The 25,496-nt window shown below is 60.0% G+C and carries 27 protein-coding genes and 1 pseudogene; 3 read left to right on the top strand and 25 right to left on the bottom strand.

Annotated elements, in window-relative coordinates; all coding sequences use genetic code 11:
* Positions 1-21: 21 nt before the first annotated feature.
* A complete protein-coding gene (locus B5P46_RS28420) occupies positions 22-573 on the bottom strand; it encodes a hypothetical protein (protein WP_129421634.1) in 552 nt (183 codons plus the stop codon).
* A gap of 425 nt (positions 574-998) precedes the next feature.
* On the opposite strand from B5P46_RS28420, the gene B5P46_RS28415 reads away from it, so the two are divergent.
* Positions 999-2,030 (top strand): IS110 family transposase, encoded by a 1,032-nt coding sequence (locus B5P46_RS28415; RefSeq protein ID WP_129421633.1) that lies wholly within the window; start codon positions 999-1,001, stop codon positions 2,028-2,030.
* A gap of 535 nt (positions 2,031-2,565) precedes the next feature.
* Here the strand turns inward: B5P46_RS28415 and B5P46_RS28410 are convergent.
* Genes B5P46_RS28410 through B5P46_RS28395 form a run of 4 tightly spaced genes read right to left on the bottom strand, consistent with a single transcriptional unit; the run spans position 2,566 to position 5,456 of the window.
* Positions 2,566-2,994, bottom strand: coding sequence for a DUF1515 domain-containing protein (locus B5P46_RS28410; protein WP_129421632.1), 429 nt, complete (start codon positions 2,992-2,994; stop codon positions 2,566-2,568).
* An 8-nt stretch (positions 2,995-3,002) separates the two neighbouring features.
* On the bottom strand, positions 3,003-4,610 hold the full coding sequence (locus tag B5P46_RS28405; RefSeq protein WP_129421631.1) for a hypothetical protein: 1,608 nt from the start codon (positions 4,608-4,610) through the stop codon (positions 3,003-3,005).
* A 37-nt stretch (positions 4,611-4,647) separates the two neighbouring features.
* On the bottom strand, positions 4,648-4,992 hold the full coding sequence (locus B5P46_RS34625; protein WP_164986561.1) for a hypothetical protein: 345 nt from the start codon (positions 4,990-4,992) through the stop codon (positions 4,648-4,650).
* Positions 4,992-5,456: a lysozyme gene (locus B5P46_RS28395; RefSeq protein ID WP_129421629.1), complete on the bottom strand. Its 465-nt coding sequence runs from the start codon at positions 5,454-5,456 to the stop codon at positions 4,992-4,994. Before B5P46_RS28395 ends, B5P46_RS34625 begins: the two co-directional genes overlap by 1 nt.
* Before the next feature lie 201 nt (positions 5,457-5,657).
* Here B5P46_RS28395 and B5P46_RS28385 point away from each other — a divergent pair, with 201 nt between their 5' ends.
* The gene (locus tag B5P46_RS28385) at positions 5,658-6,038 is read left to right on the top strand and encodes a hypothetical protein (protein WP_129421627.1); all 381 of its coding nucleotides are present in this window, start codon (positions 5,658-5,660) and stop codon (positions 6,036-6,038) included.
* Between the two features lie 81 nt (positions 6,039-6,119).
* Here the strand turns inward: B5P46_RS28385 and B5P46_RS28380 are convergent, their stop codons facing one another.
* The 19 genes and pseudogenes from B5P46_RS28380 to B5P46_RS28295 form a co-directional block, all read right to left on the bottom strand.
* Positions 6,120-6,623, bottom strand: a complete 504-nt coding sequence (locus B5P46_RS28380; RefSeq protein WP_129421626.1) for a DUF7338 family protein — start codon at positions 6,621-6,623, stop codon at positions 6,120-6,122.
* 13 nt (positions 6,624-6,636) lie between these two features.
* A complete protein-coding gene (locus B5P46_RS28375) occupies positions 6,637-6,945 on the bottom strand; it encodes a hypothetical protein (protein WP_129421625.1) in 309 nt (102 codons plus the stop codon).
* The gene (locus B5P46_RS28370; RefSeq protein WP_129421624.1) at positions 6,942-8,075 is read right to left on the bottom strand and encodes a hypothetical protein; all 1,134 of its coding nucleotides are present in this window, start codon (positions 8,073-8,075) and stop codon (positions 6,942-6,944) included. Before B5P46_RS28370 ends, B5P46_RS28375 begins: the two co-directional genes overlap by 4 nt.
* Before the next feature lie 242 nt (positions 8,076-8,317).
* Positions 8,318-10,246 carry a hypothetical protein gene (locus B5P46_RS28365; RefSeq protein ID WP_129421623.1) on the bottom strand — a complete coding sequence of 643 codons (1,929 nt, stop codon included), beginning with the start codon at positions 10,244-10,246 and terminating at the stop codon, positions 8,318-8,320.
* Positions 10,234-12,591, bottom strand: coding sequence for a hypothetical protein (locus B5P46_RS28360; RefSeq protein ID WP_245456314.1), 2,358 nt, complete (start codon positions 12,589-12,591; stop codon positions 10,234-10,236). Before B5P46_RS28360 ends, B5P46_RS28365 begins: the two co-directional genes overlap by 13 nt.
* Positions 12,591-13,592: a tail fiber domain-containing protein gene (locus tag B5P46_RS28355; RefSeq protein ID WP_129421622.1), complete on the bottom strand. Its 1,002-nt coding sequence runs from the start codon at positions 13,590-13,592 to the stop codon at positions 12,591-12,593. Before B5P46_RS28355 ends, B5P46_RS28360 begins: the two co-directional genes overlap by 1 nt.
* On the bottom strand, positions 13,576-13,974 hold the full coding sequence (locus B5P46_RS28350) for a GNAT family N-acetyltransferase (protein ID WP_129421621.1): 399 nt from the start codon (positions 13,972-13,974) through the stop codon (positions 13,576-13,578). Before B5P46_RS28350 ends, B5P46_RS28355 begins: the two co-directional genes overlap by 17 nt.
* Entirely contained in the window at positions 13,971-15,794 is a 1,824-nt protein-coding gene (locus tag B5P46_RS28345) for a hypothetical protein (RefSeq protein WP_129421620.1), read from the bottom strand. Before B5P46_RS28345 ends, B5P46_RS28350 begins: the two co-directional genes overlap by 4 nt.
* On the bottom strand, positions 15,791-16,498 hold the full coding sequence (locus tag B5P46_RS28340; RefSeq protein ID WP_129421619.1) for a hypothetical protein: 708 nt from the start codon (positions 16,496-16,498) through the stop codon (positions 15,791-15,793). The genes B5P46_RS28345 and B5P46_RS28340 overlap by 4 nt, the downstream gene beginning before the upstream one ends.
* 16 nt (positions 16,499-16,514) lie before the next feature.
* Positions 16,515-17,087, bottom strand: coding sequence for a hypothetical protein (locus B5P46_RS28335; protein WP_129421618.1), 573 nt, complete (start codon positions 17,085-17,087; stop codon positions 16,515-16,517).
* Between the two features lie 61 nt (positions 17,088-17,148).
* Positions 17,149-17,313, bottom strand: coding sequence for a hypothetical protein (locus B5P46_RS34620; RefSeq protein WP_164986560.1), 165 nt, complete (start codon positions 17,311-17,313; stop codon positions 17,149-17,151).
* A 10-nt stretch (positions 17,314-17,323) separates the two neighbouring features.
* Positions 17,324-18,109: a hypothetical protein gene (locus B5P46_RS28330; RefSeq protein WP_129421617.1), complete on the bottom strand. Its 786-nt coding sequence runs from the start codon at positions 18,107-18,109 to the stop codon at positions 17,324-17,326.
* A 22-nt stretch (positions 18,110-18,131) separates the two neighbouring features.
* Positions 18,132-19,106 (bottom strand): phage major capsid protein, encoded by a 975-nt coding sequence (locus tag B5P46_RS28325; RefSeq protein WP_129421616.1) that lies wholly within the window; start codon positions 19,104-19,106, stop codon positions 18,132-18,134.
* A 16-nt stretch (positions 19,107-19,122) separates the two neighbouring features.
* Positions 19,123-20,193 (bottom strand): hypothetical protein, encoded by a 1,071-nt coding sequence (locus tag B5P46_RS28320; protein WP_129421615.1) that lies wholly within the window; start codon positions 20,191-20,193, stop codon positions 19,123-19,125.
* A gap of 35 nt (positions 20,194-20,228) precedes the next feature.
* On the bottom strand, positions 20,229-20,540 hold the full coding sequence (locus B5P46_RS28315; protein ID WP_129421614.1) for a hypothetical protein: 312 nt from the start codon (positions 20,538-20,540) through the stop codon (positions 20,229-20,231).
* Between the two features lie 11 nt (positions 20,541-20,551).
* Positions 20,552-22,633 (bottom strand): hypothetical protein, encoded by a 2,082-nt coding sequence (locus B5P46_RS28310; RefSeq protein ID WP_129421613.1) that lies wholly within the window; start codon positions 22,631-22,633, stop codon positions 20,552-20,554.
* Positions 22,633-23,932 (bottom strand): annotated as a pseudogene (locus B5P46_RS28305) (terminase). Before B5P46_RS28305 ends, B5P46_RS28310 begins: the two are co-directional and overlap by 1 nt.
* Positions 23,898-24,371 (bottom strand): terminase small subunit protein, encoded by a 474-nt coding sequence (locus B5P46_RS28300; RefSeq protein WP_129421612.1) that lies wholly within the window; start codon positions 24,369-24,371, stop codon positions 23,898-23,900. Before B5P46_RS28300 ends, B5P46_RS28305 begins: the two are co-directional and overlap by 35 nt.
* A 69-nt stretch (positions 24,372-24,440) precedes the next feature.
* Positions 24,441-24,677, bottom strand: a complete 237-nt coding sequence (locus tag B5P46_RS28295; protein ID WP_018449515.1) for a spike base protein, RCAP_Rcc01079 family — start codon at positions 24,675-24,677, stop codon at positions 24,441-24,443.
* A 121-nt stretch (positions 24,678-24,798) separates the two neighbouring features.
* On the opposite strand from B5P46_RS28295, the gene B5P46_RS28290 reads away from it, so the two are divergent.
* Entirely contained in the window at positions 24,799-25,002 is a 204-nt protein-coding gene (locus B5P46_RS28290; protein WP_129421611.1) for a hypothetical protein, read from the top strand.
* Positions 25,003-25,037: 35 nt separating this feature from the next.
* Here the strand turns inward: B5P46_RS28290 and B5P46_RS28285 are convergent, their stop codons facing one another.
* Complete coding sequence (locus B5P46_RS28285; RefSeq protein WP_164986559.1) at positions 25,038-25,397, bottom strand: DUF3307 domain-containing protein; 360 nt, start codon at positions 25,395-25,397, stop codon at positions 25,038-25,040.
* Between the last annotated feature and the right edge of the window lie 99 nt (positions 25,398-25,496).

Genomic DNA, 25,496 nt, shown 5'->3' with positions numbered 1-25,496 from the left:
GATCAGCGGTATTTGAACGCGCTAGTTGGCCGCGCCAATCTGACTGGCTATCAATTTAAAAATAAAATCCTGGGATTGCTTTCCAAGTTCTGTCAGCGTCAGGTCCAAGCCAGGACCGCACCAGGTCGTGCCATCCTTGGGCTTCGCGACGAAGAGCTTTGCTGCTTCAAGTTTCCTCACCGCAGCGAGCCGTCCCTCGTTGCGCTTCCCGAAAAGATCGCAATATCCAGTCGCTGAATTCGGATCTTTGCTAAGTAAGGTTTCGATGCTAACCGCATCAAGCCCAGTTATGGCCTCCGCTACATGTGGCGAAGCGGATGGCAGGTTCGACAACTTTATGTTTATCTCCAGGGCACCCAACTTGAGCGATTCAATTTGATTCGCTCGCCGCGATAACGCATCTAAAATAGTCAGTACAGGCTCGTAGAATACTATAAGCATGGTAAAAGCGAGTGCCGGCCATAACGCTGATTTGGTCAAATCGATGACGGCTGCGACTATATCTTTGCCGACGATGCCCCCTGTGACAGTTGTTTTTGACTTTGTCCCTGACTCGTCGTTCCCAACATTCATTATCACTGCCTCCCCAACTTGGTTCCACGGTACAACTAGACTGTCAAGCAGTATAGGCGATCCTTTCTTAGACTGGGAGCCTATCGAACGAATGTTGAAGAAAGTGACGAAGCTATGAAGGAAGGTCTCGCACGCACGTAGAGCCCGAAGCGGCGAAACGACCGGTATTTATGACGTGCTATGCACACGTCCATGATGGGTGGATTCAGCAGCCGTCGCCATGACCATCTACCGCTTGTGCGGCATTTACAGCATTTACAGCAAACGACAATGCGGAACTGTTGCGCGAAAGCGACGTGAATCCGCAAAAAGGCGAGCGAGGCGGCAGAAACCTGAAATCTCGGAACGCATGATCGAGGAGGATCACACAGCTTACATGTTCCAAGCAAAGATTGCTCCCGCAACTTCAACAAGAGGATCGGAGCATGGACAAGATTGCGACAATCGGGTTGGACATAGCCAAGCAGGTATTTCAGGTCCACGGCGCGGACGCGCAGGGCGCTACGCTATTCAATCGGAAATTACGACGGAGCGAGGTTCGGCCGTTCTTCGAGAAACTTGCCCCTTGTATCGTGGCGATGGAAGCCTGCGGAAGCGCGCACTACTGGGGGCGCGAGATCAGCGCATTGGGGCATGAGGTGCGAATATTGCCGGGGCAATATGTGAAGCCGTTTGTCACCCGCGGAAAAACTGATGCCGGCGACGCCTTAGCCATCAGCCAAGCCATGAGGCGACCTGATATCCGGTCGGTTCGGCTGAAGACGGCAACGGAGCAGGCGGCAGCAATGGTTTTGCGGACGCGGGTCTTGTTTGTGCGCCAGAGGGCAAACGCGATCAACGCGCTGCGCGGTCACATGACTGAATTCGGCCTCGTTGCAGATCGTGGCATACCCAACGTCAGCAAACTGGCGGCTGCAATTCCAGACAAGGGCGATCCTCGCATTCCTCCGGCGGCACGGTTCGTGCTTGATGAGATCCTCGCTGAGATTGAGGTGCTAACCTCGCGAATTGAGCGCATTGATAGACAGATCGCGTCAGAAGGAAAGCGAGATGACGATATTCGCCGCCTGACAGCGATTCCCGGTATCGGAACTCTGACAGCATCGACCATAAAGGCCTACGTGCCTGATCCTGCCACATTCAAATCCGCTCGCCACTTTTCAGCATGGCTCGGCCTCACGCCGAAACTCAATTCAAGCGGTGAGAGACTGCGATGTGGGCGCATCTCTAAGATGGGCAACCCCGAGCTGCGCTCCCTTCTTTACTTGGGAGCTGTGTCGGTACTCATTGCCGCTCGCAGACGTGGAACGCCATGGACGTGGCTGCGAAGGCTTATGGATGGGCGTCCGCTGAAAGTGGCGGCAATCGCAGTAGCGAACAAGACCGCAAGGATTGTCTGGGCGTTGCTCACCAAGGGCGGAAGCTATGAAGCGCCGGGTGAACGAGCGGGTGCTTAATTCCCAGCTAAGCCCATTCTTAAACAACATCAATAGGTGCAGGACGGCATAAACGGCACGCGTGATAAGTATGAAGTAGGACAGGCCGGGACAAAATCCGCACCGACTAGAGTGCGCGGAGCCGCTTTGCCGCCTACTTCCCGCTTCGCACCTGGACCAGCGCCCCAAACAGGCGACTAGGCCGGATACACGATTGGGTCACCGCCGTGGCCGCTCGATCCAAACCCCTGCACCGCGGGTCGTTCAGTTTTACGCTGAGCGGCCCGCTCCCGTCACACCTCAGTGTCAGTTTTTTCGGCCAATGCTGAAGGCTGCCACAGTACCATCGCCGGCTTAGGCGACCCGATTGGTGCGACTGATCAAAAGAATTCTGTCGCCTCGGGAACAAAAGGCGCCGCCGATCGTAACCGCCTAGGGCCGTGCGGAGGTGTGTATTAGAACAGCCATGCACTTCGATACTCTGTGCGGTCCACTCCTGTAACACCCCATAACTAGCCCCGCTTAGCCGGGGCTCCTTTTCTGAAGTGGTCAAGGATCAGTTGATTTTCAGCCAGTGCCGCAGTGCTGCAACCGCGCCGTCGCTCATGTAGGCGACAATACCGCCTACTGTTAGGCCGGCGAAGGCGATGAGCCCCGAGATGCCGTAGCCGAGGGTCTTCATTTTTTTCCACTCCTCGAGAGTGGGGGCGACCGCTTCGTGGTTCTTCTCGACGGTCTCCTTGACGCTTTTGATCTCCTCGCGGATCTGGCCATCGACGCCACTGCTGACCGTTATCGTCATGTCGAGGAGATGGATTTGCTTGGCCTGCTCGTCGAGCCGTCTGTGGATGACGGAACGACTTTCATGGGCACTATCCTTTTCGTCGCTTACCTCCTCGCGAAGGTGGGAAACGCTATCCTCGATTCCGGTCAATCTGCCTTCGACCCGGCCGAGCGCGCGAAGGATGTCGTCATTGGATGTCATGCGTTCGCCTACGGATAGAATTTCAGCTTTTCGGATTGCGGCAGTCGGCTGACAAATCGCAAGACCCCCTGCAGCACCGGATGGACGTAAGACGAAACGTCGAGGTTCATGCCATGGGCGAGCAGCGCCGCATTGTCCTGGACATTGGTGGCAAAGACTTCAATGACCTTATAGTCCGCCGTCCCATCGCCATTGTCTACGCGGTCGTAGGTGGTTCTCGATGTCCAAAGACCAGGCTGATATTCGAACATGATGCGAGTGCCGTTCGGAACCGAAGCCGGCAACTTGATCGTGTCCCATGTCGTCACGCCGTCCTGGTTGCCGGGATGTCCAACGACATTCCCCAGAGGGAACATTTCGGCCGCCGTCGACTTCGTCGGATCAGTGTCGGCCGTGAAGGCAAGCAGCTGATCGATGACCTTGGCGTAACGAGAACTCGCCTTGATGGTGTTGTTCACCGTCGTCAACGTGGTTGTCCATAAGGCGGGAACGGTATAGCCCGCGACCGTCCGGCCGCTGTCCGACGAGGCGGTCATGGTCGGAATTAGGGTGACGCCGACGACATGGATGCCCGCCCCATAGCGCGTCTTGACGCGGTCGACCAAGCCGAGCTTGGCGTTCGACCATGTGCTTGGCGTGGCGCTGTTATCGTTGCGGCCGGACTGATCGAGAACGAACGTCCAGATATTCTTGCCGCCGTTGTATGTGTCTCGGATCGCGTCGATCATGGCCCAGCGCTTGGTTGCCGATGTCGCCAGTTCCTGCACCGACTTCGAACCGGGGACGCCCATGACGAGGGGTATGATACTCCCCCATACCGGATCTCGGACATCAAGCCAGCGCAGCCACATGCCCATGTTGCGCCTGGCATCGGCGGTGGCGGCAATCTCCTGACGCTCGATGAGGCTATCGGACAGAACCATCGGAACCGGCCGGCCGTCCCACCCCTTGGCCAAGACCATCGCAGGACCATAGGCGAGTGGCTGCGAATTGCTCTCGTTCCCCACGGTATTATAGAACGTGTCCCTGGCTGGCGTGCTTGCGCCGTTCGCCACGGCCAGCGCCTGAACAGACGCCAAGTCAGTCGCCGCCCAATATTTTTCGTTCCGGTGGCGCTGACAGCGGTAGCCGCCAATGTAGGTCTGCCCAACCGTGCCATGCCATACGGTTCTGATGCCGAAAACGGACCACGCCGGCAGCGCACTCGGGAGCGTCACTTGCCCATAGACAATGCCGGTCGACGCCGTGACGGTAGCAGCCGCGTTGCCGCCGAAAAGCACCGGGTATTCCGTGCCGTTCGGATGGATAAAGAACACTTCGTCGATCAGGATGTCGGCATTCGGCAAGATTGTCTCTTGCGGTGCGAGGCTTCCTTCCGTGCAGCCGAAGCCCACGAACGGAATAAGGAAATCATTGATCTCATAATCAGGCGAGCCGAAGAAGAGCTTGGAACATTGGTAATTTAAGCCGGCCGCATAAGTTTGCGTGAAGCCGGCCGGCCAGCGGGTGCCCGTGGCAGCCGGCATATAGCGATCGGGGTCGGGCACCCATGGAGGGGGAATTGCGGGCACCCCGCCCATGGGTTTCGTCAGGGCGAGCGAGATGGCATTCATCATGGGCGTCTACTCCCAGCAGCCTTGAGCGGCGCCGAATTTATTGTGGCTGACAATCTGGTTGGCGAACGGCCGATCCGTCTTCAGGATCGTGACCGACGTCTGCAGGCTCGGGGTCAGGCGAGAGAACCCGTCGCACGCACTCTGCTTTGTCGTCGTCTGACAGCCCGAGATCAGCGCACAAAGCAGCAGCATCAGAAGTGGAAACTTCATCATCGATCGTGTTCCTTTCGCGCAGAACCTGGACGGATTTCGTGAGGGCGGCTGTTGCGGCCATCTGCCTGCCTTCGGACTGCCCAAGCCAGCGGGCCGGATAAAAGGCAAGGACGGCGCCGAGGGTGATGGCGACCGGCAGCTTTATGACGTCGGGGATTAGGGAGAGCATCACAGGCCCTCCAAGCAGAACTGGCGTTCCTTCTGCCGGCGCCTGGTCAGGCCGGGGAAGACGATCCCCGCGGCGCGGTTCCACTTCAAAAGCGCCTCGCAGCCTTCGGCGGTCTTGCCCAGGTTGATGAGCTTGATCGCGCTGGAACCGCAGGCGGCTTTAATGCCGACGTTATATCCGAATGAAGTCAGGGCGACGAAGCGCGCATCCGGCAGAGGAACCTTGACGCAGCGCTCAATACCGGCAGCGTAGGTTTGCAGCTCGAGCGACAGAAGCGCCTTGCACTGCTCAACCGTCTTGCGGTCGCCAGGCTTCACCCCGTTCGTGCTGCCGTAGCAGATCGTCCACGGCTTGCCTTGGGTCGCCGGATCGGGATAGGCGTTCTGCCGAAGCCCTTCGAACGAGCCGACCAAAGCCACGGCCATTGCAGCGACTGCGCTGCCCTTCTTCATCCTATTTGCCATTGGAAAGCCTCTGATCGATTACGCGAGCCGGGATGGAAAGCAGCGGGAGGACGATCGACAGCCACGGTGGGATGTAGCCATCGAGATACGGGACGATGTACGGCGCGAGTTCAAAGGCTCCCGCAAAATAGACGCACCAAAGCGACAGGGAGCGCGCGAGAACGCGCCTCCAGTTATGGACGAGCATGGATAAACTCCAGATTGTGGGTGGTGGCCGATGAGGCGCGCTTGTTTCTGAATGCCTTGCTGATCTACAACCGATTTGGGGAAGGAGACCCGATCATGCAGGCAAAGGCTCTTGTACTGGTACTATCGGTTGCGCTGGCAGGGTGCCAGACGCAGAGCGGTGACATCGAGGTAGCCCCCGTTCCGGTCCCCGGAGCGGACCACGCTCTGCAAATGAGCAACACCCCCGACGTCGGGTACAATCCGGAAGACAAAGAAGACCGCGAACGCCACGCACTTAATTATCTGAAGACGCGATGCCCTGCCGGTCGCATCATTAAGGAATCTGTGATCGAGACCGGCACATCCGATCTGGGTCGCCCTGCCAGGACCTACATGATTTACGTGAAATGCTAAGGTGCCCGCATGGCTGGCCATCAGGCGCACCGACCAGGCCCAATTAAGCACCTCGCGCCAGTTGTTGACGAGCATGGAGGTCTACCGCCGCTTCGGCCCGATTTGGAATGCGTAGTGATGGTTCCGGCCGTCGTAGGACTTGTTCACCCAGCCGAACCAGAGCTTGAGATAGAACCCGCCGAACAGCGGTTGATCGCGCTTGAAGCAGAAGAAGCGCACACCCCTCGCCGTCTGCATCAGGTAGATTTGCTGTTTCGGGTCTTCGCTAATCCACTGCTGGGCGATGATAGTTCCGAACGCCGGCATTCCGAGCAGTTCCGACTGCCAGCCATGGGCGGGATTGCGGCAGATCCAGCAGGTTCGTTGCCACCAGAGATCCCAGCCGGTGAGATCGGGCTCATATCCCTTCACGCGCTGGGATATGCCGCCGTCCAGATCAGCGTCGAGCGTGGAGAACCATTGCAGGATGCCGGGGAGCCGCGGCCCGGTCAGCAGAGATAGGGCAGCAAGTGCGGGCGACAGAAGATATGACAGCAGCACGAACACGAGGTTCGCCGGAAAATAGAGGAGATAGCGAAAGATCATCGCCGCACCTCCGCTATTCCGGCTGCAGAACTTCGGCGGCGCGATCCGGGCCAATGGTGCCAGTCAGAAAGGCCTGAAGCGTGCCGAAGAATTCGCTATCGGATCGAATTTCCGACGCGGTATCCCAGACGAACCGAAGCTTCGCCGGCATCGCGGACATCGCCGGATAGACGGTCTCCGCTTCTTCGTCGGTCAAGCGCTGAACGACCGTCAATTTGGGGACCGAATAATCTGTCGGCGCCGCGACAACCGCACTTGCCGCAAGTTCGGCGGCTTCGCTCGGGGTCAACTCGACTTCTTCACCATTAACAAGGATTTTCATCCGCGTACCCCCTCAACCAAAACCTCCCAGAAGGCATTGACTGCACCAGCTGTAATGAGCTGAAAGGCATTCCGGGCAATAATGCCGTTTCTTAGAAATTGGATCGTGCCCACAGCGAAGTTATTTGAACCTGCGATGTTTCCAAAGGTGATCAAACCCTTTGTGCTTCTACCTTTGTTGAAATTCTCCATTGTAATTTCGAATTGTATGCCGCCGGTCAGGTCAGCATTATTTGTCGTACCGCCTGCACCGACCCCAACGGCCGTCGAAGTTCCATTGACAGAAGCTGCGGCGGTTCCATTTCCATAAACTGCGTACCACGTGTAGTCGCCGCTGTTTTGATCAAAAGAACTGCCGTTGTTCACGCTTGTTCTCAGTAACAATTGAGCAGCGGTCGCTGGTTGCATGTAGCCGGTGATGCGAAGCCGTTTAAAACCGATCAAATTCGTAACAGTGACTGCCGCAGCTGCAGACGCACTATTTTCGCCGATCGTCTCCCACGCCCCAGGGACGGCTGTATAAAAGCCCACACCATCGCAATACATCGTCAGCTTTCGACCCTGCTTGACCACGAGTGGAGTGGCGATACCGTTGATCGCTTCAGTGCCATCGGGTGTCACGGAGACATCCCCACCGTAGGCGAAGACGTCAATTGACCAGCCGGAGGCCAAGGTCGCAGCAGCAGTAAGTGATAGGGTAGCAGCCGCAGTGAAGCGAATGGTAGATCCGGCATCAGCCGCTACCGCGAGATAATTGCCGCTTTTCTCGACGTAGTCGATACGCCCCTTAAGGACGCCAGATGCCGAGAAATTGCCCGTAACACCGACGCCGGAGCCTGACCAATTCAGGATTTCCGACCCGCCGGCAACCAGAGCGCCGACACCGGACGCCTTGCGATACATGCCGGTCGTGATGTCGGAAGAGAACGTAACGGAAGGCTGAGCCTGCGTGCCGTCGGCGTTCTTCAGCGGCGCCGTCATCGGAGCCGACCCATCACGCGGAAGCGAGTTGGTGATTTCGTTGCCGAGGTCGGTGGTCAGCGCGTTCCACGGTACGGGGTCGATGACCTGGCCGACGGAAGGTGTGGTTCCGGCTGGCTTCGAATATACGCCTGAGGAATTTCTGGGCATTCACCTTCTCCAAAAAGAAGCGGCCCCGCGAATTGCGAGGCCTCGACGGGTGTAGTACTGGTTGCGTCATGATCCGACTTCTGCAAATCGGCTGCATTGTTGCGACGACCGCATTGCTTTACGCAGTCGTGTCTGGCGTTGACGCGCTGAGATATGTCGTTGGCGACGATTTCAACGGCGGCCTCATAGTCGGCGTCCTATTCGTGATCGCTCTTTACCTGATTATTTGCTGGGTCGATCCGTCATCGCGTCCGCGCGGTTCCAGCGTTCAGAAGCAGGGCTTTGACGACCGGATCGACTAAAGCGGGCGTCGTTCCCATCCCCTTTGCTCTCATCAGCCCTTCGACTAGCTTTTCCCGCTGCTCCCCGACAAGAGCCCGTGCCAGGCTCTCGCGGGTGGCGTTACCGGTGTTGCTCGACATCAGCGCCTTCACGATGCCGTCGACCTTGTCGATAGCGGCCGATCGTGCTGCACCGAGAAAGCCTCCAGCCTTGAATGCTTCCTTCACACCGAAGTTTCCGCTGCCCCCACCCAACTCGTTCTGAGCAGCAAGACGTGCCGCGGTTTCGCTGTTGCGGGTCACTGTGTTGGCGGTATCGGCATAGATGCTCTCGTTATCGAGCACTTTGAACAGCCGCTCCGCTTTCTCTGGGCCAAACAGAGTTGCGAGACGCGCGCGGTTCCAGTCGCCCTCTCCCTTGATCAGCCTATTCATGGCGACGATATCGTTGGAATTTGTGCCGACTATGCGGTCAATCTCGGCCCTGGCACCCTGAGACAGCCGCAACGGTACCGCTGAAGGCCCGATCTGCATTCCCTGCGGCTGAGCGCCGCGCTCGACCTCTCCCGCGAGTTCTGATGGCCTGGGTGCGGTTCGGCCACTATCCAAAACCTGCTGACCACGTGTCACTGCCTCGTCCTGACGAGCAAGTTCGGCGTATCCCGCATCAACCTCTTTGATGCGGGGGACCGCGCGCGTGAGGCCGTCGTCGAGCATCTGTCGAGCTTCGGTCAACGCTGAGATCACCTTCGGATCAATCTCCGTCTTCAAAAGTCCGTCGATCGCCTGGCGAGACTGAAACATGACGCCGGGATCGGTAGACAGAACATTGGAGTCCGCGATGTTAAGCATGCCGCGCACTTGGCGCAGCCTGGCTTGCGCAGGGCCGCGAAGCCGGCTGATGTCAGCCTCGAGCGCGGATGCGATCGGCTCGGTATTGTACGGCGTGGCCTCGCGGAATGCCTCGCGATAGAGCGGCGAATGAGCATTCTGGTTTGCGGCGATATCGGCCTGGACCCCAGACGGGACGACGTTTCGACCAGTCGTTTCGTCGATCGTTTGACCAATCCGGGCGTTGGCGCCCGCGGCGCGATCGGCGAGCGTGGTTCGAATCGTCGTCTGCGCCGCGCCGGGCGTTGCCGCGAGCGCACCTGCCTGCTTCTGAAGGTTCGGCCCAAGGTCGGCTGGAATAGCGTTAGACCCCATCTCCTGCAATCTCTGGGGCAAGCTCACCGCGTCCAGGCCATCGTCGGTAAACGCGCGCCGGAAGTAGCCGAACGCCTGCGGGTCCATGCCAGCCATTCGTGCTGCGGCACGAGTGCGGAGGGCATCGACGAGAGACCGGGCTCCAGCCCCAACGACTTTTCCGGCCACGGGACCACCCAAGCCAAACAGGCCGCCCATGGTGATGCCTTCCTTGATCTTCTCCGCATCACCCCCTGAGCGAACACCAGCATCCGCCCCGCCAATGGTTGCGCCCGTCATCCCGGAGATACCCGAACGCAGGAGCAAACTTCCGCTCCCTGCCCCAAATGCCGCGGGGGCAGCCATGACTGCCGGGATGGTTCCGGCAACGGCTCCGGCTATCTGCGCCCCCTTATCGACGATTGGGTTTGCTTCTTTTTCCGCTCTGTTCGCATCGTGGATGCGATCCATAACTTGATCGTAGGTCTCATCCGAGAATGCTGCGAGTGTTGCTCCTGCAGCGCGCTCCGTCCAGTCGCGGATGATCGGCCCAGCGATCGGAATGCCTTCGATCAGGCCACCGACGCCAGTTCTCGAAACCGAAAGAGCATCATCTGCCGGCTGTCCTTGCTGCTGGTTCTGAAGCCTCAGTCGCGCGGATGCGATTGCCAGAGCCTGCTGCTGTTCAGGTGTCATTTCTGCCATAGCTTACGCTCCGCGGGCGTCATCGCGCCCCATACATCGGCTGGGATACCTTCCGGGGGCGCCCCAACATCCGCCGTCGGCGGCGGAGACAGATTCGGCACTTCCGCGATATCGCCAAGCGTCGGCAGCACGTCTGCCTCGTTCATGCCGCGCCGGCCGATGATGCCGCGATATTGCCCGATATCGTTATCGAGCGCGCCGCGATAGGCGCCCATGCGACTGCGCGCCTCGGAAAGGATTGCCTGGCGCGTCTCCGGCGTGAGCCTTTGCCCGCCGTTGACGCTATTGATTATCCCCGAAAACCAGTCCGGCAGGCTCGCCGTGTTGTTGACCATGACCATTTCGCCTTCGCGGACGACCGAGGTCGGGTCCATGATCTTTCCGAGGCCGTAGACGAGATTGAGGTCGGATGCCTTGCTGTCGGTCTTCGCCGTGTCGATCATCGAATGGTAGACCGGCGCCGCCTGCTGATAGCTCTTGTAGGTCGGAAGGTTCTGGACTTCCTTGCGGAGGTTCGACACATCTTCCGGCTTGAATCCGGTGCCCTGATAGACAACCCGCTCCTGACCTGGGCTGAACAGCGTTTCCCCGGGCTGAACGACCACCGGCTTGTTCCGCTCGAAGTCGAATTTATCCCGGTTGAGATCGACGTCTGCCTCATCCCTCGCCGTGAGGGAGTTGCGGTTCGCCTGCTCCTGCCGGAATTTCTCCCGTTCGAATTCAAGCTTTGCCTGATCGGCTGGTGACATTTCCGACCGGTATACGGGCGTGAGGGTGCCCGACCGCGGGTCGCTACGCAGAACGGTTCCATCCGGCAACGTCTGGAAACCGTACTCCGGCGGCCTCATCAGAGTTTGCAGCGTCTGCGCCGCCATCTGCTTCATCGGCGCCGGAACGTTTGGGTTCATCAGCACCTTGGCGAGGGCCTGGGCGCGCGGGTTCGCCATGGGGTTTGCGGTCTGCTGTGGCGATGCGCCGTCTAATGCCGCTGCAAGACGAGCCGGGGCCGGCTGGTTCTGTCCGATAGCTTGCGCCTGCTGGACCTGCTCTGGAGATGCAGGAGAACCGCTGAGCAGCGCCGTGAGAATGCCCTTGTTAGGATCGGCATTCATGAGCTGCTGGCTGTTCTGAAACTCGGGCGGGATCTGCGGCATACCCGAAGACGGCACGCCGGCGACGTTCGGCGTCGGGCCGACCGTGGACGACGGCAAAGGCGACAACGACGCCTGTGAGGCTCCCTGTTGCGGCATGAGCTGTGCTGGATCGGATGCACGCATTTGGCCTGTTGCACCGGGCATGGGGATGCCGATCGACTGATCGAGGCTTGCGACTTCACCCGGGGCGGACGCTTGCGGCATGGGAGGCGCAGCGGGCCGCCTCGCCGTCGTGATCATCGGATCTGTATAACCGGGCGTTGGAGCTGGCGGCGTGGGACTGACCGGCGGTGGCGCGATCGGCGATGCGGGTGGCCTGCCCGTGGAGGGGTCAAGGCTCGCTACTTCCGTGCCGGCGGACGGAGCGGATTGCAGATCCGCCACGATCTGCGCCATTTCAGCATCAGGAACGTTCTTGAAGCCCTCCCATTCCGACCGCAGCGCACTGATCTTTCCTGGCAGTGTATCGGCCGACGCAATCCGCTGACGGGCGAGGTAAGACGCTACCCGGTCTTGAGTGGCTTGGTCATACGGGGCACTCGGGTCTAGATCCATAGCATCCACCGCGCCCCGCAACGTCGTGCCTACTGTTTGATATTTCCCAACTGGCGTTGCGACACGGCCGACCTTACCCTTGACGTATTGGGCATAGGCGCCGCTCGGATCTGTGAAGGCCAAAACATCCTTGATGGGCATCTGCGAGATAGCCGTGCCAGCAAAGGGGCCATTCTTCTGAGCGTGGCCGAAGAGAGTGTCGTAATCCCCAGCGCCTTCCGTCCTGTCGACGGCCGCCAGGAACGATCCAGGCAACGCGCTATTTGTCGGAGTTGCGGGGATATTCCCTGATGCATCCACCTTCGGCATGGAAGAACCTGAAGCGCCGGGATTGGCAGGCTTGTTGCCACCGCCGAAGATCGACGATAGGAATCCGGCGGGCTTCTCGGGCGGGGTATAGGGCTGTCCCGTCAGCGCTGCCATCCCTTCGGCCAAACCTGCCTGTTCTGCCTCCCCTTGCTTGCGAATGGCGAGACCGCCCATTAGCGCCTGAGCCATGCGTGCAGTGCCTTCCCACGGCGACTGAATCGGTCCGGTGTTAGTGCCCTGCTGAAGCATTGCTGCCGCCAACCGCTTGCGGGCGTCGGTGACACTTTCCTGCGATTGGCCGGTGTCTCCACCGAAGATGAAACCCATCACAGAACCTCCGCGTAGTTGACCATCTTGAAGCCGCCAGGCCCTTCCGCGACGGCCTCGGGGAAGACATGCTCGACCTCATCGGCCATGACGCCAACCTGCCGGCCGCCGCCGAAGACATATTCGTATTCGTGGATTGGGATGCCCGCTTCGGTGACGCCGATCTGATGAATGTCGCGCTTCAGCCGGCGATCGGACATTGCCCAGCCGCCGAGCAGTGCCGAGCCCAGACCGAACAGGCCACCCATCGCTGCGTTGGACTTCGCCACCTGCTGGTTATAGACGCCCATCTGCTGATTGTAGTTCTCATTGATCAAGCCGGCCTGGTCGACCGTCGGCAACTGCGTCGTTGGCGAATTGACATAGTTCGGCTGGTTGACCTGCGAGCCCGACATCAGCGCTGAAATCTCGTTCAGCGGCTGGTTTCGCTCCGTCAGGATCGAATTTTGGGCATTCGAATACATATCGCCGAGATACTGGTCGGATGCGGCCTGTTTGCGCGTCGAAAAATCGCGCAGCGCATTGTTATAAGCGGCCGAGCCCATCGAAATGCCCTTGTCGGCAAGGCTCTGGTCGAGGCTCGCCTGATCGCGATCCCACTGGTTGTTGAAGCCGGACTGCCAGTGGTCGTTGACGTATTTGTCAACGTTGCCCGCGCTGAGATCGACATTCGTCCCGAGGATGCCCGAAATCTTGCCGGTCTGCTCGTTCGCCAATTTCGATAGGCCAAGCTGCGTCTGTTGCGTCTGGTCGTAGATCGCCTGATTTTGCGGAGAATATTTCTGATAGGCTGAATAGGTCGGCAGCTGATAAGTCTTGCCGTTCTGGTCGGTCATCGTCGTATTGCCGGTGACCTTGTATTCCAGCGAACCATCCGGCGTATACTGGTTCGTATGGCTGAGCCCAGCGTTGGCAATTGCGGTGTCCACGTTCGTCGCTGTCTGCGCCGCCGCGGTCTGTGTCGGGTCGGGCGCTTTCGGCGCCTTAGGCGTGGAGACCATAGGGAAAGTCCTCTTTCATAACTCCGTAGAGCAGCGCGTCGCAGTCGCCGAAGTAGGCCGTCTGCCGGCCTTCCAGGCGCGCGCCGAGTCTTTCGAGCGCCTGCTGAGCAGCGATGTTGTCGGCACGCGTCCTGAATGTCGCTCGGCGGCATCCAAGCTGGTCGACGACATATCGAAAGACTGCCCGCATCAGTGTTGCCGAAAGCCGATCGGCAGCAAGCGAGACCTCGACATCATGCTCCGTCCAGACGTTGAAAACGTAAGCGGCGATGATCCGGCCGCCCTGGACCTGCGCCATGGCTGTGAACGGCGGATGGAAGGCCACCCCAATCTTGCCCCCGACCCATGCCGCGATATCTTCGCGAGGCTCGGAGACGATCAAATCGGGGCGCCCTTCTCATAGAGAACCGAACCGCCGACGACAGCCGCTTCAGAGACTGACCCCGAAGAACCCGATATCAGCGCCCGAATCGTCGGCGCGAGAGCTGAGCCGGCGCCCCCTGCCGACGCGAACTTCCGAACGACTGATGTGCCGGGGAATTTCGACACGCCCCAGATCGCCGTGCCCCACTTCGCCGCCATATTGTTCTCGATGGAGGAAAGAAGGGCCGTCGGGATCTTCGTTTGGTAGTCGAACGACATGCCGGCATACATCAGCGTCGATACCCCGATCTGCGCCGTCACGCCGATCAGCTTCGAAAACTTGGTGGCCAGGTCTTCGCCGTAGCGGTTCCACGCTCCCACCATGATAGCGTCGATCGCCGCGCCGTTGTCGTTTGCCCCGACTTCAGCTTCGTAAACCGTCCCGTCCGCGGCTCCGAAAAACAGCCGATCCTGCCAATTCCCCCAGCAGGAGGCAGCAAGCCCAACGAAGCGGCACCATGCGCCTGTTTCCGTATTCATGACGTACTGATATGGCCCGAGAGACGACGGCAGGTTTACGATTGCCATCTGGCGTGCCGGGAAACTCGCAAGCTGCCATTCGTCCGATGTTGTGCCCGCCGTCGCGACTGTTTCGCGCCACGTCGGGCCGATCTTGGCGGTGATTGCCCCGAGGCTGGTGGCGCCCCGATCGAGCTGCACAGCTTTGGTGATCGGCACGATACCGTCGGTCGTCATGATCGCCAGATCGGCGCCGACAGACAAAAAGCAGCGATCGGTGCCAAGCGGACGCCCGAGCTTGAATGTGCCGAGCAATCCCCAATTCGATGAGCTGGACGGATCGGAACCCTGATAGACGATGATCTCGCCCTCGGAGGACATCAGCACCAGGCACTGCTGCAGGCCGGTGGAGACAGGGATGGTCCAGACCCCGATCCCAACCAGCGTGCCGCCATATTTCATATTGCCGCCGACGGGCAGAACCGTCGCCAAGCCGCTGACGGCGTCGGTCGCGAGATACCAGACGTTTGTCGAATTCTTCTCGATGAACCACAGGCGAGAGCGATAGGCTGTCACCGCGATCAGCAGCGAAGGATCAGGAATGCCCGTGATCATGGTGGACGGGACATAGGGCGTTGCCGTGGCGCCGATTTCCAACTGCGCATTGGTCACTGAGCCAGCCACTGTGAGGGTCAGCGTCCCGGCGGTCGGCGTGAACGTGAGGGAAACGCGGTTACCGACACCCGTTCCGTTCAGCACGCCTGCGAAGGCTCCGGAAAGGGTGACGGAGCCGGTCCCGAAGAAGCTGAGGGTATACTGGACAGGCTTCACTGAAACATTCTGTGTGGCGAGCGTCGCCGTCCCCACGAGAAAGTTGTTCGCCCAGGACGTGCCGTTGAATAGCAGCGGCGTATCGAGGCCGTTGACGAGGCGCAGAAACTCCTGGCCGGCCGGGTTGGTATACTGCTGCACCGACCAGCGTGCGCCAGAGAGCCCGGATACGACCGGAGCGCCCACGACGCCGCCAGCAGTGACATCGAAAATATTGGAACCAGCAGCGGCGAACAGGCGATTGCTTACGCCGACATATGGAATGACTGTCTGCACATTGGCGCCGAGCCCACTTGCAAAAGCGAACGATCCGTAGCGCGCACGAACCCGGTTCGCTTCCGGAAAGAAGTTGTCGAGTTGGAAAGCCGCGTCTTTCGGCATATCCGCCATCTCGACATCGGTTCGCCATCCACCAGTGGGCGCGATCCAGTCTCTGCTTGGCGAAACGCGGCCTGTGCGCCCGTTCGGAGGGATGGGTTTTCTTGTCATAGGCTTGGAGCGATGATGGTCCCGGGCCAGAAATTGTCAGGGATTTCGCCGCGGTTGGGCAGCGACAGGTTAATCGGCTGCGCGGCACGATCGGCACCCACCGCAGATTCTTTCGCACGCTCGTAGTTTTCGAGCTCTTCGCCATAGTCCAGCCCCTTCGCCCGCTTCCAGCGCCAGATCAGCGAAAGCTCGAGAAGGTCTTCGGAGAAACGAGCCGTATCGGTATCGTTCGCCCAGCTTTCGGCATATGTCGTGCCGCCGTTGACCGCGATCCAATATTTCGAAACGTACTCGTAGCGCAGTGTTTCACCGGCATCATTCGGGAAGAACGCCAGCTTGCCGCCAAGCATGCGGTAAATCTGCGGGACCGGGTTGGAATTGAGGATGGTGTTCCGCTCCCATGTCTGCGGCTCCACCGGGCCATTGAGCTGCCAGAGACGGGATGTGTTCCAGATCACCGAATTGGCGACGAAGCGCTGAAAGTCGACGGGCGGCTCTGTCGGCTCTGGAATTGCTCCGGTCGCCATGAAATTCCGTGTGGATGACAACACGGACCAATCATGATCTTTCAGCAGGTCCTTTCCCGCGCGATAGGATAGGATCCGCAGCTGATTGATTTGGGGATCGGCCGACGACATGACAGCCGCCGGCGGATCTAGATCGATTTCCGCGCATACATTCTGAATGATGGTCAAGAGCGACATGCGCGGAACCTCCGGGTTAGGCTGCTGCGCGGCCGCGGCCGTTGGTGCCGCCCTGGCGTTCTTTTTCCATCGCCTCGAACCGCGTGGCCATGTCCTTCATCTGATCCTGCAGGCGGCCGACTTCGTCCTTGAGACGCTCGTTCTCAGCAGCGAATGCCGAAGCGGCTCGGGAGTCCTGCGCGGATGCAAGATAGCCCTGCGCAGCGGCGACGAGCTCGTTCGCGCCCATACCGATCTTCTGCTTGGCGGTGTCCGAGAGCGCGGCAAGCTGCTCGACGGTATAGATGTTGATCGCTTCCAGTTCCTTGATCTGGCTGGGCTTCAGGAAGGCCCATTGCGCCAGAGGCGTGCCGACAAGCTGCTCGCGGGCCTCTGCACCTTCCTTGAACCGCTTATAGGCGTCAGAAAAGCGGGCTTTGTCGTTCTCCGTCACCTCGCGGTAGACTTCGGTGTGCTTGTCGCCGGCGATGAAGATGCGCACGAATTCCTTGTCGGCGAAGATCGGGCGGCCTTCCTTCTCCGTCAGAAAGGTCTGTTCGACCGGTTCGAGGCTGAAGGAGGCGTAAATTCCGGTGTTGCTGTCGGCCATGAGAGTTATCTCGCTGTTGATGGCGGGGAAAGGAAACGGGCGCCGAAGCGCCCGCCGTTGATCACTTGCTGGTGTCAGTCGCTTTCGCCGAGGTTGCCTTCTTGGCGGCCGGCGGCTCGACCTTTTCGGCGATCATCAGAAGCAATTCCTCGATCACCGGAGAGATGTCGCGGCCGGCCTCGCGGTCGGCAGCGATTTTCTTGTGAAGATCATCCTTCAGGGACATGGTGCCCTCCTTAGTTCGTCTTCGACAGGAACGGACGCATCAGCGTTGCTTCGAGCACGCCCGTTGCGGTGATGGTGATGCCAGTGCCGTTCGCCGTGGCGTTGGCCGAGAGGGTGATGCTCTGGACGACGTTGTTCGGCGTGTAGGTGATGCCGGTGATGGTCGTGCCGCCGGGAATGCCGGTGCCAGAGACCGAAGCGCCGATGAACGGACCGGAGTTGGCGCTGAGGGCGCTCAGGTTCGTCAGGACAGGGGAACCGTTGACGGTGGTTGCCGTAAACGTCTGGTTGGCCGCCGCAAAGTTTACGTTTGCGATGGCCTTGGTGCTGACCGTGGCAGATGCTGGGGCGTTTGCGAGACCTGCCGTGGTCGTGGTTTCCGCGACGACCAGTGCAGCGGTCGCCGTGGTCACCAAGGCCGGAGCCTGTCCATTACGCTGCAGCCAGATGTAGTAGGTGCCAGCGGCGAGCGTGATGGACCCGATTGGGCCACCGGTGATGGTCGGAGGCTGGGCAGCACCCGAGAACACGCCGCAGCGGTTCCCGACAACAGCCGCAGCCGTCGTGAGGAGCGATGCGACATAGTCCCTGGTCCACTGGAACCACTGGCCGGGCTGAAGGGTCGTCTGCGAGGCCAGCACCAGCTGGCAATAGACCCATTCGGATTCGCGGTCCCCGCCGGCGACAGCGCCGAGGGAGAAATTCGGGCCCGGAATACCGGAGCCGGAAACGATCGGGCCTTCGACGACGAACGGGTTCGCGCCAAGACGATCGGTCTGGATTGTTGCGATCGACATTTGCTTTTCCTTTCGTTGACGATCAGGCGAACAACACGCCCTGCAGGAAGGCGTTGTTCATGGTGAGGTTGCCGGCGAAGCCCATGAGCTGCACGAAGGCGTCCTGGTTGGTGTTCATGCGCTCGTCGCCGATCGGAGCCATGTCGCGGTCGCGATGCGGGCGGTAGAACAGGTACTTGGTGTTCAGGAAGAACATCTGGTTGAGCGGCGCGCCGCCGCCGAAGCCGCCGTCGAAGATCACGTCGGCACCCATGTATTGCAGCGACTGGAAGCCGGCCATGCCCTTGTCCGCGGAGGTGATGCGCTGGATTGCCTGCAGCGATTCCCAATAGAGGCGGAAGAAGTTGTTGTCGGCGACGACCAGATCCGGCGCGTCGGAGCCGCGAACGCAGGACATGTAGAGCCGGTTCATGTAGCTCTGGATGTTGGCATTCGAGGCGGCGGCACCACCATCGGCCGAGGCCGAGAATTTCTGGTTGCGCCAGAAGCCCCAGGTAGCGCGCGAGATGCCGCCGACGGTGCCTGATGTCGGCGAGGTCGAGATCAACAGCTGCAACCCGCCGATCTGACGCCCGCCATCGGCGGTGCCATCGGAATAGCAGTCGAGCGCGATGTTGTTCTTCAGCGTCGTCTCGGCGTTCTCAATGCGCTGTTCGAGCAGATCGAGGACCGCGTCTTCACCGGAGTTCTGCAGCTGTTCGAGGCCCGACATCGATACGGCAACCGCGGCCTGCTTGAGGTCGTATTCAGCAGCGGTGATCACGTCGGAAGGCTGAACATTCAGGATATCGTAGCCGGAATAGCGCTTGAAGGTGCTGTTTTCCTGGTACTGCAGTTCCTGAACGATGGTGCGGCCGCCGGAGATGGGTTTCTTGCGGCCGCGGCTGTTGAGACGAGAGAGAAGACCGTTGTTCTTCGTCACGTCGTCGGCGACCGTGCCGCTGCGATTGCGCAGCGTCGTGGTCACGATTTCAGAGAGATTTGGCGAGATTGCCATGGATCATTTCCTTTGATCAGACTTGACCGCGCGAAAAACGCATGGCGCTGCGAAGCGAGTCGCGGATGGAGGTTGGTTGGTCGGCCGCCGCGCCACGGGTCGGACCCGGTGCCGATGAGCCGGAGATGGAGCGAGATGCCTTGCGGGCTTGATCGGCCGCAGCGGCTCTCTGGGCGTTTGGATCGGGCGCCGGCTGTGCAGTCTGGCTGATCAACTGCTGACGAATGTCCGGACGCATCCAGCATGCGGCGTCGTAGGCGTCCTTGAGGCTCGATGCTCGCCCTGCGCTGATGAGGGCCACCATGTCGTCGAGAACGGCTTCGGCGTGCACATTTGCTGGGTCGGAAATGAAGGCATTGACCTGAGTTTCAGTGTCTCGTTTCCGAAGTACCTGTTCAACCGTTGCCTCGACGTTGACGGGTTGAGGCGTTGGCTGTTGCTGAGCCTGTTGCGGCCGGCGCTGCAGGATCTGGTCCTGCTGCCCGGCGACAAGGGCCTGTAGATTGACGCCGGCCATCCTGGCGACGTGAATGACGGTGTTGACCGGGTCGCGAATAAGCGACTGTTCCCAGTCGATCGCCTTCCGCATGACATCGGCATGTGTCGTGCCGGCCTGGCGGACGATCGGTGTGAATTCCTCGAGGCCCTTGTAGTCCTGCAGAACACGGAAACCGTTGTCGACCTCCTGCTCTCGCTTGGCGACGGCGGCCTGCACCTCGGGCGGCAGAGTCCCGAACTGAGCCTTTGCCTCAGCCGACCAGCCAGGGGGCACACGGTGCGTCGTTGCGGCCGGCTGCTGTTCGGGCGCCACGGCTGGCGTCTGCGGGGCTGCTGTGGCGGCGTTGGTTGCTGCTGGTGCATCTAAAGGCTTCGGCACTGCCGCCGCGGCCGGGTTTCCCTTGTCTGTCTCCTTCGGGGCAAAGCGGCCGTGTTCGTCGCGCTGTCGATCCGTGCTGCTGGACGCCGAGACGTTACCGTCAGCACTGTCGATCGCAGCCCTGAGGCTGTCGCGGATGCTGACAGGCTTTTCGGTGGACGTGCCGAGGTCTTCGCTGCCGTTGCCGGCCTCGTTAATCAGGTCTTCCATGTCGGATGTTTCCTATTTCGGGGATTGATGCCCGGTCAGGCGTTGTATTCGGCGTGAACTCGCCGCAGTTCGTTCCGGATGGCAGCCCGATCCGTCTTCGGCTTTTCGATCGGCTGCGGCTTCTCATTACCGATCTCAATGACACCGGCCGACCGGTAGGCGGAACGCAGCTTAGCCTTCGAAGTGTAATGCTGGCCGTCATGCATCGACTGGATATCGATGCTGTCGCTGACGAAGTGCGGCGCCGGCAGATCCGACTGCGCAAGGTTCTGAACCGGCATGCAGTTGTGTGGCCATTTGTCGAGCGCGTGCCAGCCGCCGCAGACGCGGCAGTATCGTTCTCTCATGCTTCCCTCGTTCACTGATAGGCTGGCGGCTGTTGCTGGAACTGCTGCAGCGCCTGGGAGGCCATGGCGCTGCGCGCCTGTTCCACCGTGGTCTGGTGCTCAATTTGCGCTTGGGCAACGCTGAGCTGGGCTTTCTTCTCCTCGGCGCCGGCTTTCACCTGCGCCGTCTTCAGATTGATCATCTGCTCTGGCGTGGGCTCCGGTGGAGGCCTGGGCGCGGTCGCGGACTGGGAGAGCTGCGCGCCGACCTGCTCAAGTGTGTTTTCGAGCTGACGCCCTGCCCTGAAACCACGTGCGGCAAACAGCAACGTCTCGACCATCACAGGGACCAGCATAGGCGTCTGCTGCGCTATGGCGCCGGCCTGCTGCATGAAGCCGCCGACCATCTGGACGAACTCCATTCGCCGTTGCTTCTCGGCGTCCTCGTCCGGCTCGATCGTGGAATCCGTCTCGATGTCGATCCTGAAGCCCCGCACGCTGTCATTGCGGAGCAACTGCACGACTTCATCGATCGTCGGCTGCTCCATCATCTTCTGCATTTCCGGCGGCAACTGAGGAGGCTGCGGCGGAGGCGCGGGCTGCCCCATCTGCTGGGCGCGCATCGCTGCCTGCTGCTGCGCCATCTGCTGCTGTTGCATCTGCATCTGGACCTGCTGCTTCTGGGCCGCGGTCGGAAGCTGGATTCCGCTGACGAGCATCAACGTCTCCGGCTGGAACTGATCGCAGATGATTTCGCCGGCGAGGTTGACGATATCGCGGGCAAACCGTGCCAGTTCGGCCTGGCGGTCGCGGATGCGGATCGAACCCCACTGGCTTTTGATCCGTTGCGCGGTCGCTGTCTCTGACGCTTGAGTGTCGCCGCGGACGATGTCGCTGATCCCTGTGATCTGATAGACGTCCTCGACCAGCTGCTTGCGCACCTCGATGCACGCCACGATGACCTTTTGAACCTCGTCGATCGGCAGTGTGACGATAGCGTTGGAACCGCCCTTGTCAGTGAACGCGGCCCATTCCGGGATCGGCACCATGACCGTGTCGTTGTCAGGCCGCATCGCCTTCTCAATTGCTGGCGATACCGAACCGTCACCCGATGGATAGAATACCTTCAGGCGGAGCTGATCAGTCAGCTTGTTGATGCGCTTCGTCAGACCATCGATTTCGTCGCATTGGCCCTGGTAATAGACATAGTCAGGCACCGGAATCAGCGAGGTAGTCGACAGCGTTCCGAACGCTGGCCGCGGGCACGGAAAGAAACGCGTCAACTTCAGCGGCGGCTCCGAGACCTCAAGAGCCACGGGCGATCCCTCGGCAATCCAGACCGTATAATTCTCGCTCTTGCACCAGATTTCCCAGACGTAGGTTTTGCCCTCGTTCTGAGCGCGTTCCGTCTGATTGGTCCCGTGATTGGAGCCGGCGCCGTTTGCGGCCAGGCTTGCCCGACCCTCCGGAAAGCGCTTGTCGAATTCATCGTCTGTCATGGGCACGCGACGTGCCACCCACGTTACATCCTTCCAGCGGCGTGCCGGAGAGTGCAGGAAGTCCGACCAGTGGACGTAGTCTATGCACACCCGTTCATCGGTGATCTGCTCAGGCGTTGGGCCGCCGTTGTCCCCCTCCATGTCTAGGGCCGGAGCATTCGAAGGTTCAACGCCTATGTCGAGCGGCTCGAAATCCGCTTCATACCGCAGCCAGACAGTGCCCCGGGCGCAGAGCAGGAAGTCATCGCGCACCGCCCGCATCAAGGAATCCAGATCCGCGTCATCAGCGGTGAACGCAAGATTGCGCTCAACCAGCTCAGACGCCATCCGCGCAACCGGCTGAGAATCCTTGAAACGGCGCTCGACGACAGGCTGCGGGACACGGGCATAGACGGCCGGCTGCAGAACCGAAATGTTCGCCCATAGCATCGGGAACCGACGTTTCGCGCTCTGCTGGTCGGCCTGTTGAAGGTAGATCTTCTCAATCTTGGTGCAGCGATCGATCCACGATTTGAAGTATCGCTGTCCGCGCTCAAGCTCCTGCTGCCAGTGCGCGCCAACCTTTGCCAGGTCGTACTTCTCATCGCCCGGCAATGTCGTGGCTTCGTCGTCCATCAAACGTGCTCGCTCTGGGTCGGTGTGGAATTGACGAAATCGTTGAACGTCATGGTCTGGAACGTCCGCAGCGGCTTTGGTTCAGGCTTGAGCGGTTCGGCCGCCAATCCGGTGAAGATGATCGCCAGACCGCCGAAGGCGTCGGCGCCGTGCGAAGCCCAGTTGTGCAGCGGCACGTCGCGGAAAACGCTCAGATCCTCATCCCATTCTTTCCGGTAGTTCCGCAGGCACTTAATGCCCTGAGCGCACCCCGCTTGGTCGAACTCGATCTTTGCCAGGATGCGCCGCGTGCCGTTGATCCGTGGTGTCATCCATGCCGATATCGGAGATGGTGTGGACCGGGAAGCCGGCCACATGCGGGAAGATGCCTATGCGCTCCTCGGCATCGGCAACAGCCATCTGATCCGAATAGTATGCGCCCTCGACGCTGGCTTCGAACGCTTCCGCCGGCGATGACGGATATTCGCGTTTCATGTCCCCAAGCTGCGTTTCCGCTTTCTTGACGTACCAAGCCTTTTGGCCGTCCGTCAGTTCGATGCCTTGGTCAGCCAGGGTGCGGAAGTACTTCGCGAACGCTTCGGTGATGACGACGCCCTCGGGCGCGATCGAATACTGCGGTTCTTTCCACCACGGGAAGAAGTGGAATTTGAAGTCGAGCTCCGTCAGCTTCGACGACTGGCGCTGCTTGACCTGTGCGTCTTCGCAGAGCGAGTAGAAATGCCCTTCCTGGCCTTCCGCCGTGCTTTCGACGAAGACCAGCTGGCCGGCCTGCACGGTATTCAAAGCTCCGGTGCGGACTTCCCTCGCCTTCTCGGGATATTTCGCGCAAAGCTTCCCATATTCGGAGATATGCAGATATTGCAGCGTTCCCGAGCGGAGAGACGTGCCGACGCGGATGCTGGAGTTATTCCCCAGGAGCAGTTCCGTCTGGTTATCCCTGACGATCGGCACCGCTTCCCGGATACCCTCAGGCAGGTTGTCGTAAGGGTATTTCACCTTGTCCCGAAAGATGGTCTGCGCATCGCCCAGCGTGTGAGCAATCGTGCCGGCGCGAATGTCGCGATTGAATACGCAGGCATCGAGCATGAAGATCTGAATGAACGTCGTCAGGCCGAGCTGGCGGGCCTTCAGCAGCACGTTCAGATAGTGCATCTGCTCGAAGAAGGTCATCTGAGCCCAGTTCATTTCGAACCGGACCCGTTTGCCTTCCTTGTCCGTGATCCAATAGAGGTTGTTCAGACGCCAGCGCCAGTCTGAAAACTGATCAACTGCCGCTTGGAAGTCCGCGGGTCTTGCCATTGATAGCTTCCAGCAGCTGCGACACCTCGCCGGTCACACCGTGTTCCAGCTCGACCTTGGCGCCATACTTTTTCGGCTTCAGCTTCTCGGCAATCCACTGCCGCGTCGAAATGCGGAGCTGCGAGCGTCTGAGCGCCTCGCCGTTCTCCTGCCAGCCGGTCGTTTCACCGTCGGCGTTCTTCTTTTCCATCCAGTCGTTCGTGCCATCGTCGGCAATCTCGACCATCTCGTCGACGAAGCCGTCGGCCTGGATTTCGCGCGCCTGCGCATACTTGGTCCGAAAAGCGGTCTTGTCGTCATCAGCCAGCCAGGCCAACACCGTCGACTTAGCCGGCATGGCTTCATCCCTGCAGATCGACCGGAGGCTTTCGCCGTCGGCGATGCGCTCGCAGATGATGTCAGCAAGGGAATGCGTGAATTTTGTAGGTCTGCCTGTCATGGTCCTGCCTTCTGATCGGCGGGGCTGCTGTAGCGTGACGTCACGTGACGGTTGTGACGGTTGTGACGCTTAGAACAGCGCGATGATGTTGGAAGCCGTGGTCCCGGTAAGCGCGACAATCGCGGCGTGAACCGGCAGGATCGTCCCGGCCGGAACGCTCTTGAAGATGACAGGGTCCATGTCCCGGCGTGGCGCAATGGCAACGTCGCCCGCCGTGCCGATATAAAGCGCGCGCGCACCGACGATGGCAGTATCGTTCGGCGTTACCGCCGCAGCCCGGGAGGCCGGAGCAATCGAAGGGTCCATTAGAGTTTTCCTTGTGAGAGGCGGACGCGCAGTCAGGTATCTTGCAACCGACGGCGACTTTTCTAGTTCACTACGTGAGCCGCATACACCCGCTCTAACTCCGCGAGAGGAGCATGCTCTGATGGTTATCAAAGTCCAGGAAATGCCCGAGTATCAGCCGGGTAGAGGATATTCCAAGGACGACTGGGATGGCGTTTTCGACAACCCACCCATGTCCAGGGAAGAAATGGAAGCCGCAAGGCCATTCAAAGAAGCCTTCTCAGATCTCGCCGAAAAGATGGAAAGAGCCAAAGCAGCGCGCCGCGCTCGATCTTCCCGCTCATAACAGCCACCATCCTGGTAGAGATGCCAGACCGAACGTCAGCGCCACCAGAGCGAGATAGACGCACCATGCGAGAGCGTTGCGAACAAGACGGGGTAGGCGAGCCAGATGGCCTTGCAGATGATGTGCAAGGCCTGGTCTTGGGCGAAAGTCGTCTTCCCCCTCACCTTCGCCTCGTCGATCATCGTGTGTGCCAGCCATTCGAGCAGACCTAGCCAGACGTTACCGGTGACCACTGCGACGCCGGCGCCTTGGATGCCGGAGTGAGCGACCAAGTGGTAAACGCGCAGCGGGCCGGATTGTTTGGCGTCGGAAAGGAACTGGCCTTGCAGAGGATAGTCGCAGAGCCAGTGAGCGCCGAGCAAAAGCAGCGCCAGCATCAGGTAGTGCTCAATCATGCGGTCACCTGCTGGGTAATGTTGATACCTTCGCCTCCTGTGGACAAGTCGAACAACGTGGAAAACCACGATACATTGGTGGTTTCACACCACCAAGTT

Origin of the sequence: Rhizobium leguminosarum, assembly GCF_004123835.1 — a bacterium.
GTDB classification, from domain to species: domain Bacteria; phylum Pseudomonadota; class Alphaproteobacteria; order Rhizobiales; family Rhizobiaceae; genus Rhizobium; species Rhizobium leguminosarum_M.
The sequence above is the reverse complement of the archived record's forward strand: the minus strand, read 5'-3'. Positions and strand labels throughout refer to the sequence as shown.

Excerpts from the sequence above, each read along its gene's own strand:
- B5P46_RS28420 (WP_129421634.1), bottom strand. The coding sequence starts at position 573 with ATGAATGTTGGGAACGACGAGTCAGGGACAAAGTCAAAAACAACTGTC.
- B5P46_RS28415 (WP_129421633.1), top strand. The coding sequence starts at position 999 with ATGGACAAGATTGCGACAATCGGGTTGGACATAGCCAAGCAGGTATTT.
- B5P46_RS28410 (WP_129421632.1), bottom strand. The coding sequence starts at position 2,994 with ATGACATCCAATGACGACATCCTTCGCGCGCTCGGCCGGGTCGAAGGC.
- B5P46_RS28405 (WP_129421631.1), bottom strand. The coding sequence starts at position 4,610 with ATGATGAATGCCATCTCGCTCGCCCTGACGAAACCCATGGGCGGGGTG.
- B5P46_RS34625 (WP_164986561.1), bottom strand. The coding sequence starts at position 4,992 with ATGCTCTCCCTAATCCCCGACGTCATAAAGCTGCCGGTCGCCATCACC.
- B5P46_RS28395 (WP_129421629.1), bottom strand. The coding sequence starts at position 5,456 with ATGGCAAATAGGATGAAGAAGGGCAGCGCAGTCGCTGCAATGGCCGTG.
- B5P46_RS28380 (WP_129421626.1), bottom strand. The coding sequence starts at position 6,623 with ATGATCTTTCGCTATCTCCTCTATTTTCCGGCGAACCTCGTGTTCGTG.
- B5P46_RS28375 (WP_129421625.1), bottom strand. The coding sequence starts at position 6,945 with ATGAAAATCCTTGTTAATGGTGAAGAAGTCGAGTTGACCCCGAGCGAA.
- B5P46_RS28370 (WP_129421624.1), bottom strand. The coding sequence starts at position 8,075 with ATGCCCAGAAATTCCTCAGGCGTATATTCGAAGCCAGCCGGAACCACA.
- B5P46_RS28365 (WP_129421623.1), bottom strand. The coding sequence starts at position 10,246 with ATGGCAGAAATGACACCTGAACAGCAGCAGGCTCTGGCAATCGCATCC.
- B5P46_RS28360 (WP_245456314.1), bottom strand. The coding sequence starts at position 12,591 with ATGGGTTTCATCTTCGGTGGAGACACCGGCCAATCGCAGGAAAGTGTC.
- B5P46_RS28355 (WP_129421622.1), bottom strand. The coding sequence starts at position 13,592 with ATGGTCTCCACGCCTAAGGCGCCGAAAGCGCCCGACCCGACACAGACC.
- B5P46_RS28345 (WP_129421620.1), bottom strand. The coding sequence starts at position 15,794 with ATGACAAGAAAACCCATCCCTCCGAACGGGCGCACAGGCCGCGTTTCG.
- B5P46_RS28340 (WP_129421619.1), bottom strand. The coding sequence starts at position 16,498 with ATGTCGCTCTTGACCATCATTCAGAATGTATGCGCGGAAATCGATCTA.
- B5P46_RS28335 (WP_129421618.1), bottom strand. The coding sequence starts at position 17,087 with ATGGCCGACAGCAACACCGGAATTTACGCCTCCTTCAGCCTCGAACCG.
- B5P46_RS34620 (WP_164986560.1), bottom strand. The coding sequence starts at position 17,313 with ATGTCCCTGAAGGATGATCTTCACAAGAAAATCGCTGCCGACCGCGAG.
- B5P46_RS28330 (WP_129421617.1), bottom strand. The coding sequence starts at position 18,109 with ATGTCGATCGCAACAATCCAGACCGATCGTCTTGGCGCGAACCCGTTC.
- B5P46_RS28325 (WP_129421616.1), bottom strand. The coding sequence starts at position 19,106 with ATGGCAATCTCGCCAAATCTCTCTGAAATCGTGACCACGACGCTGCGC.
- B5P46_RS28320 (WP_129421615.1), bottom strand. The coding sequence starts at position 20,193 with ATGGAAGACCTGATTAACGAGGCCGGCAACGGCAGCGAAGACCTCGGC.
- B5P46_RS28315 (WP_129421614.1), bottom strand. The coding sequence starts at position 20,540 with ATGAGAGAACGATACTGCCGCGTCTGCGGCGGCTGGCACGCGCTCGAC.
- B5P46_RS28310 (WP_129421613.1), bottom strand. The coding sequence starts at position 22,633 with ATGGACGACGAAGCCACGACATTGCCGGGCGATGAGAAGTACGACCTG.
- B5P46_RS28300 (WP_129421612.1), bottom strand. The coding sequence starts at position 24,371 with ATGACAGGCAGACCTACAAAATTCACGCATTCCCTTGCTGACATCATC.
- B5P46_RS28295 (WP_018449515.1), bottom strand. The coding sequence starts at position 24,677 with ATGGACCCTTCGATTGCTCCGGCCTCCCGGGCTGCGGCGGTAACGCCG.
- B5P46_RS28290 (WP_129421611.1), top strand. The coding sequence starts at position 24,799 with ATGGTTATCAAAGTCCAGGAAATGCCCGAGTATCAGCCGGGTAGAGGA.
- B5P46_RS28285 (WP_164986559.1), bottom strand. The coding sequence starts at position 25,397 with ATGATTGAGCACTACCTGATGCTGGCGCTGCTTTTGCTCGGCGCTCAC.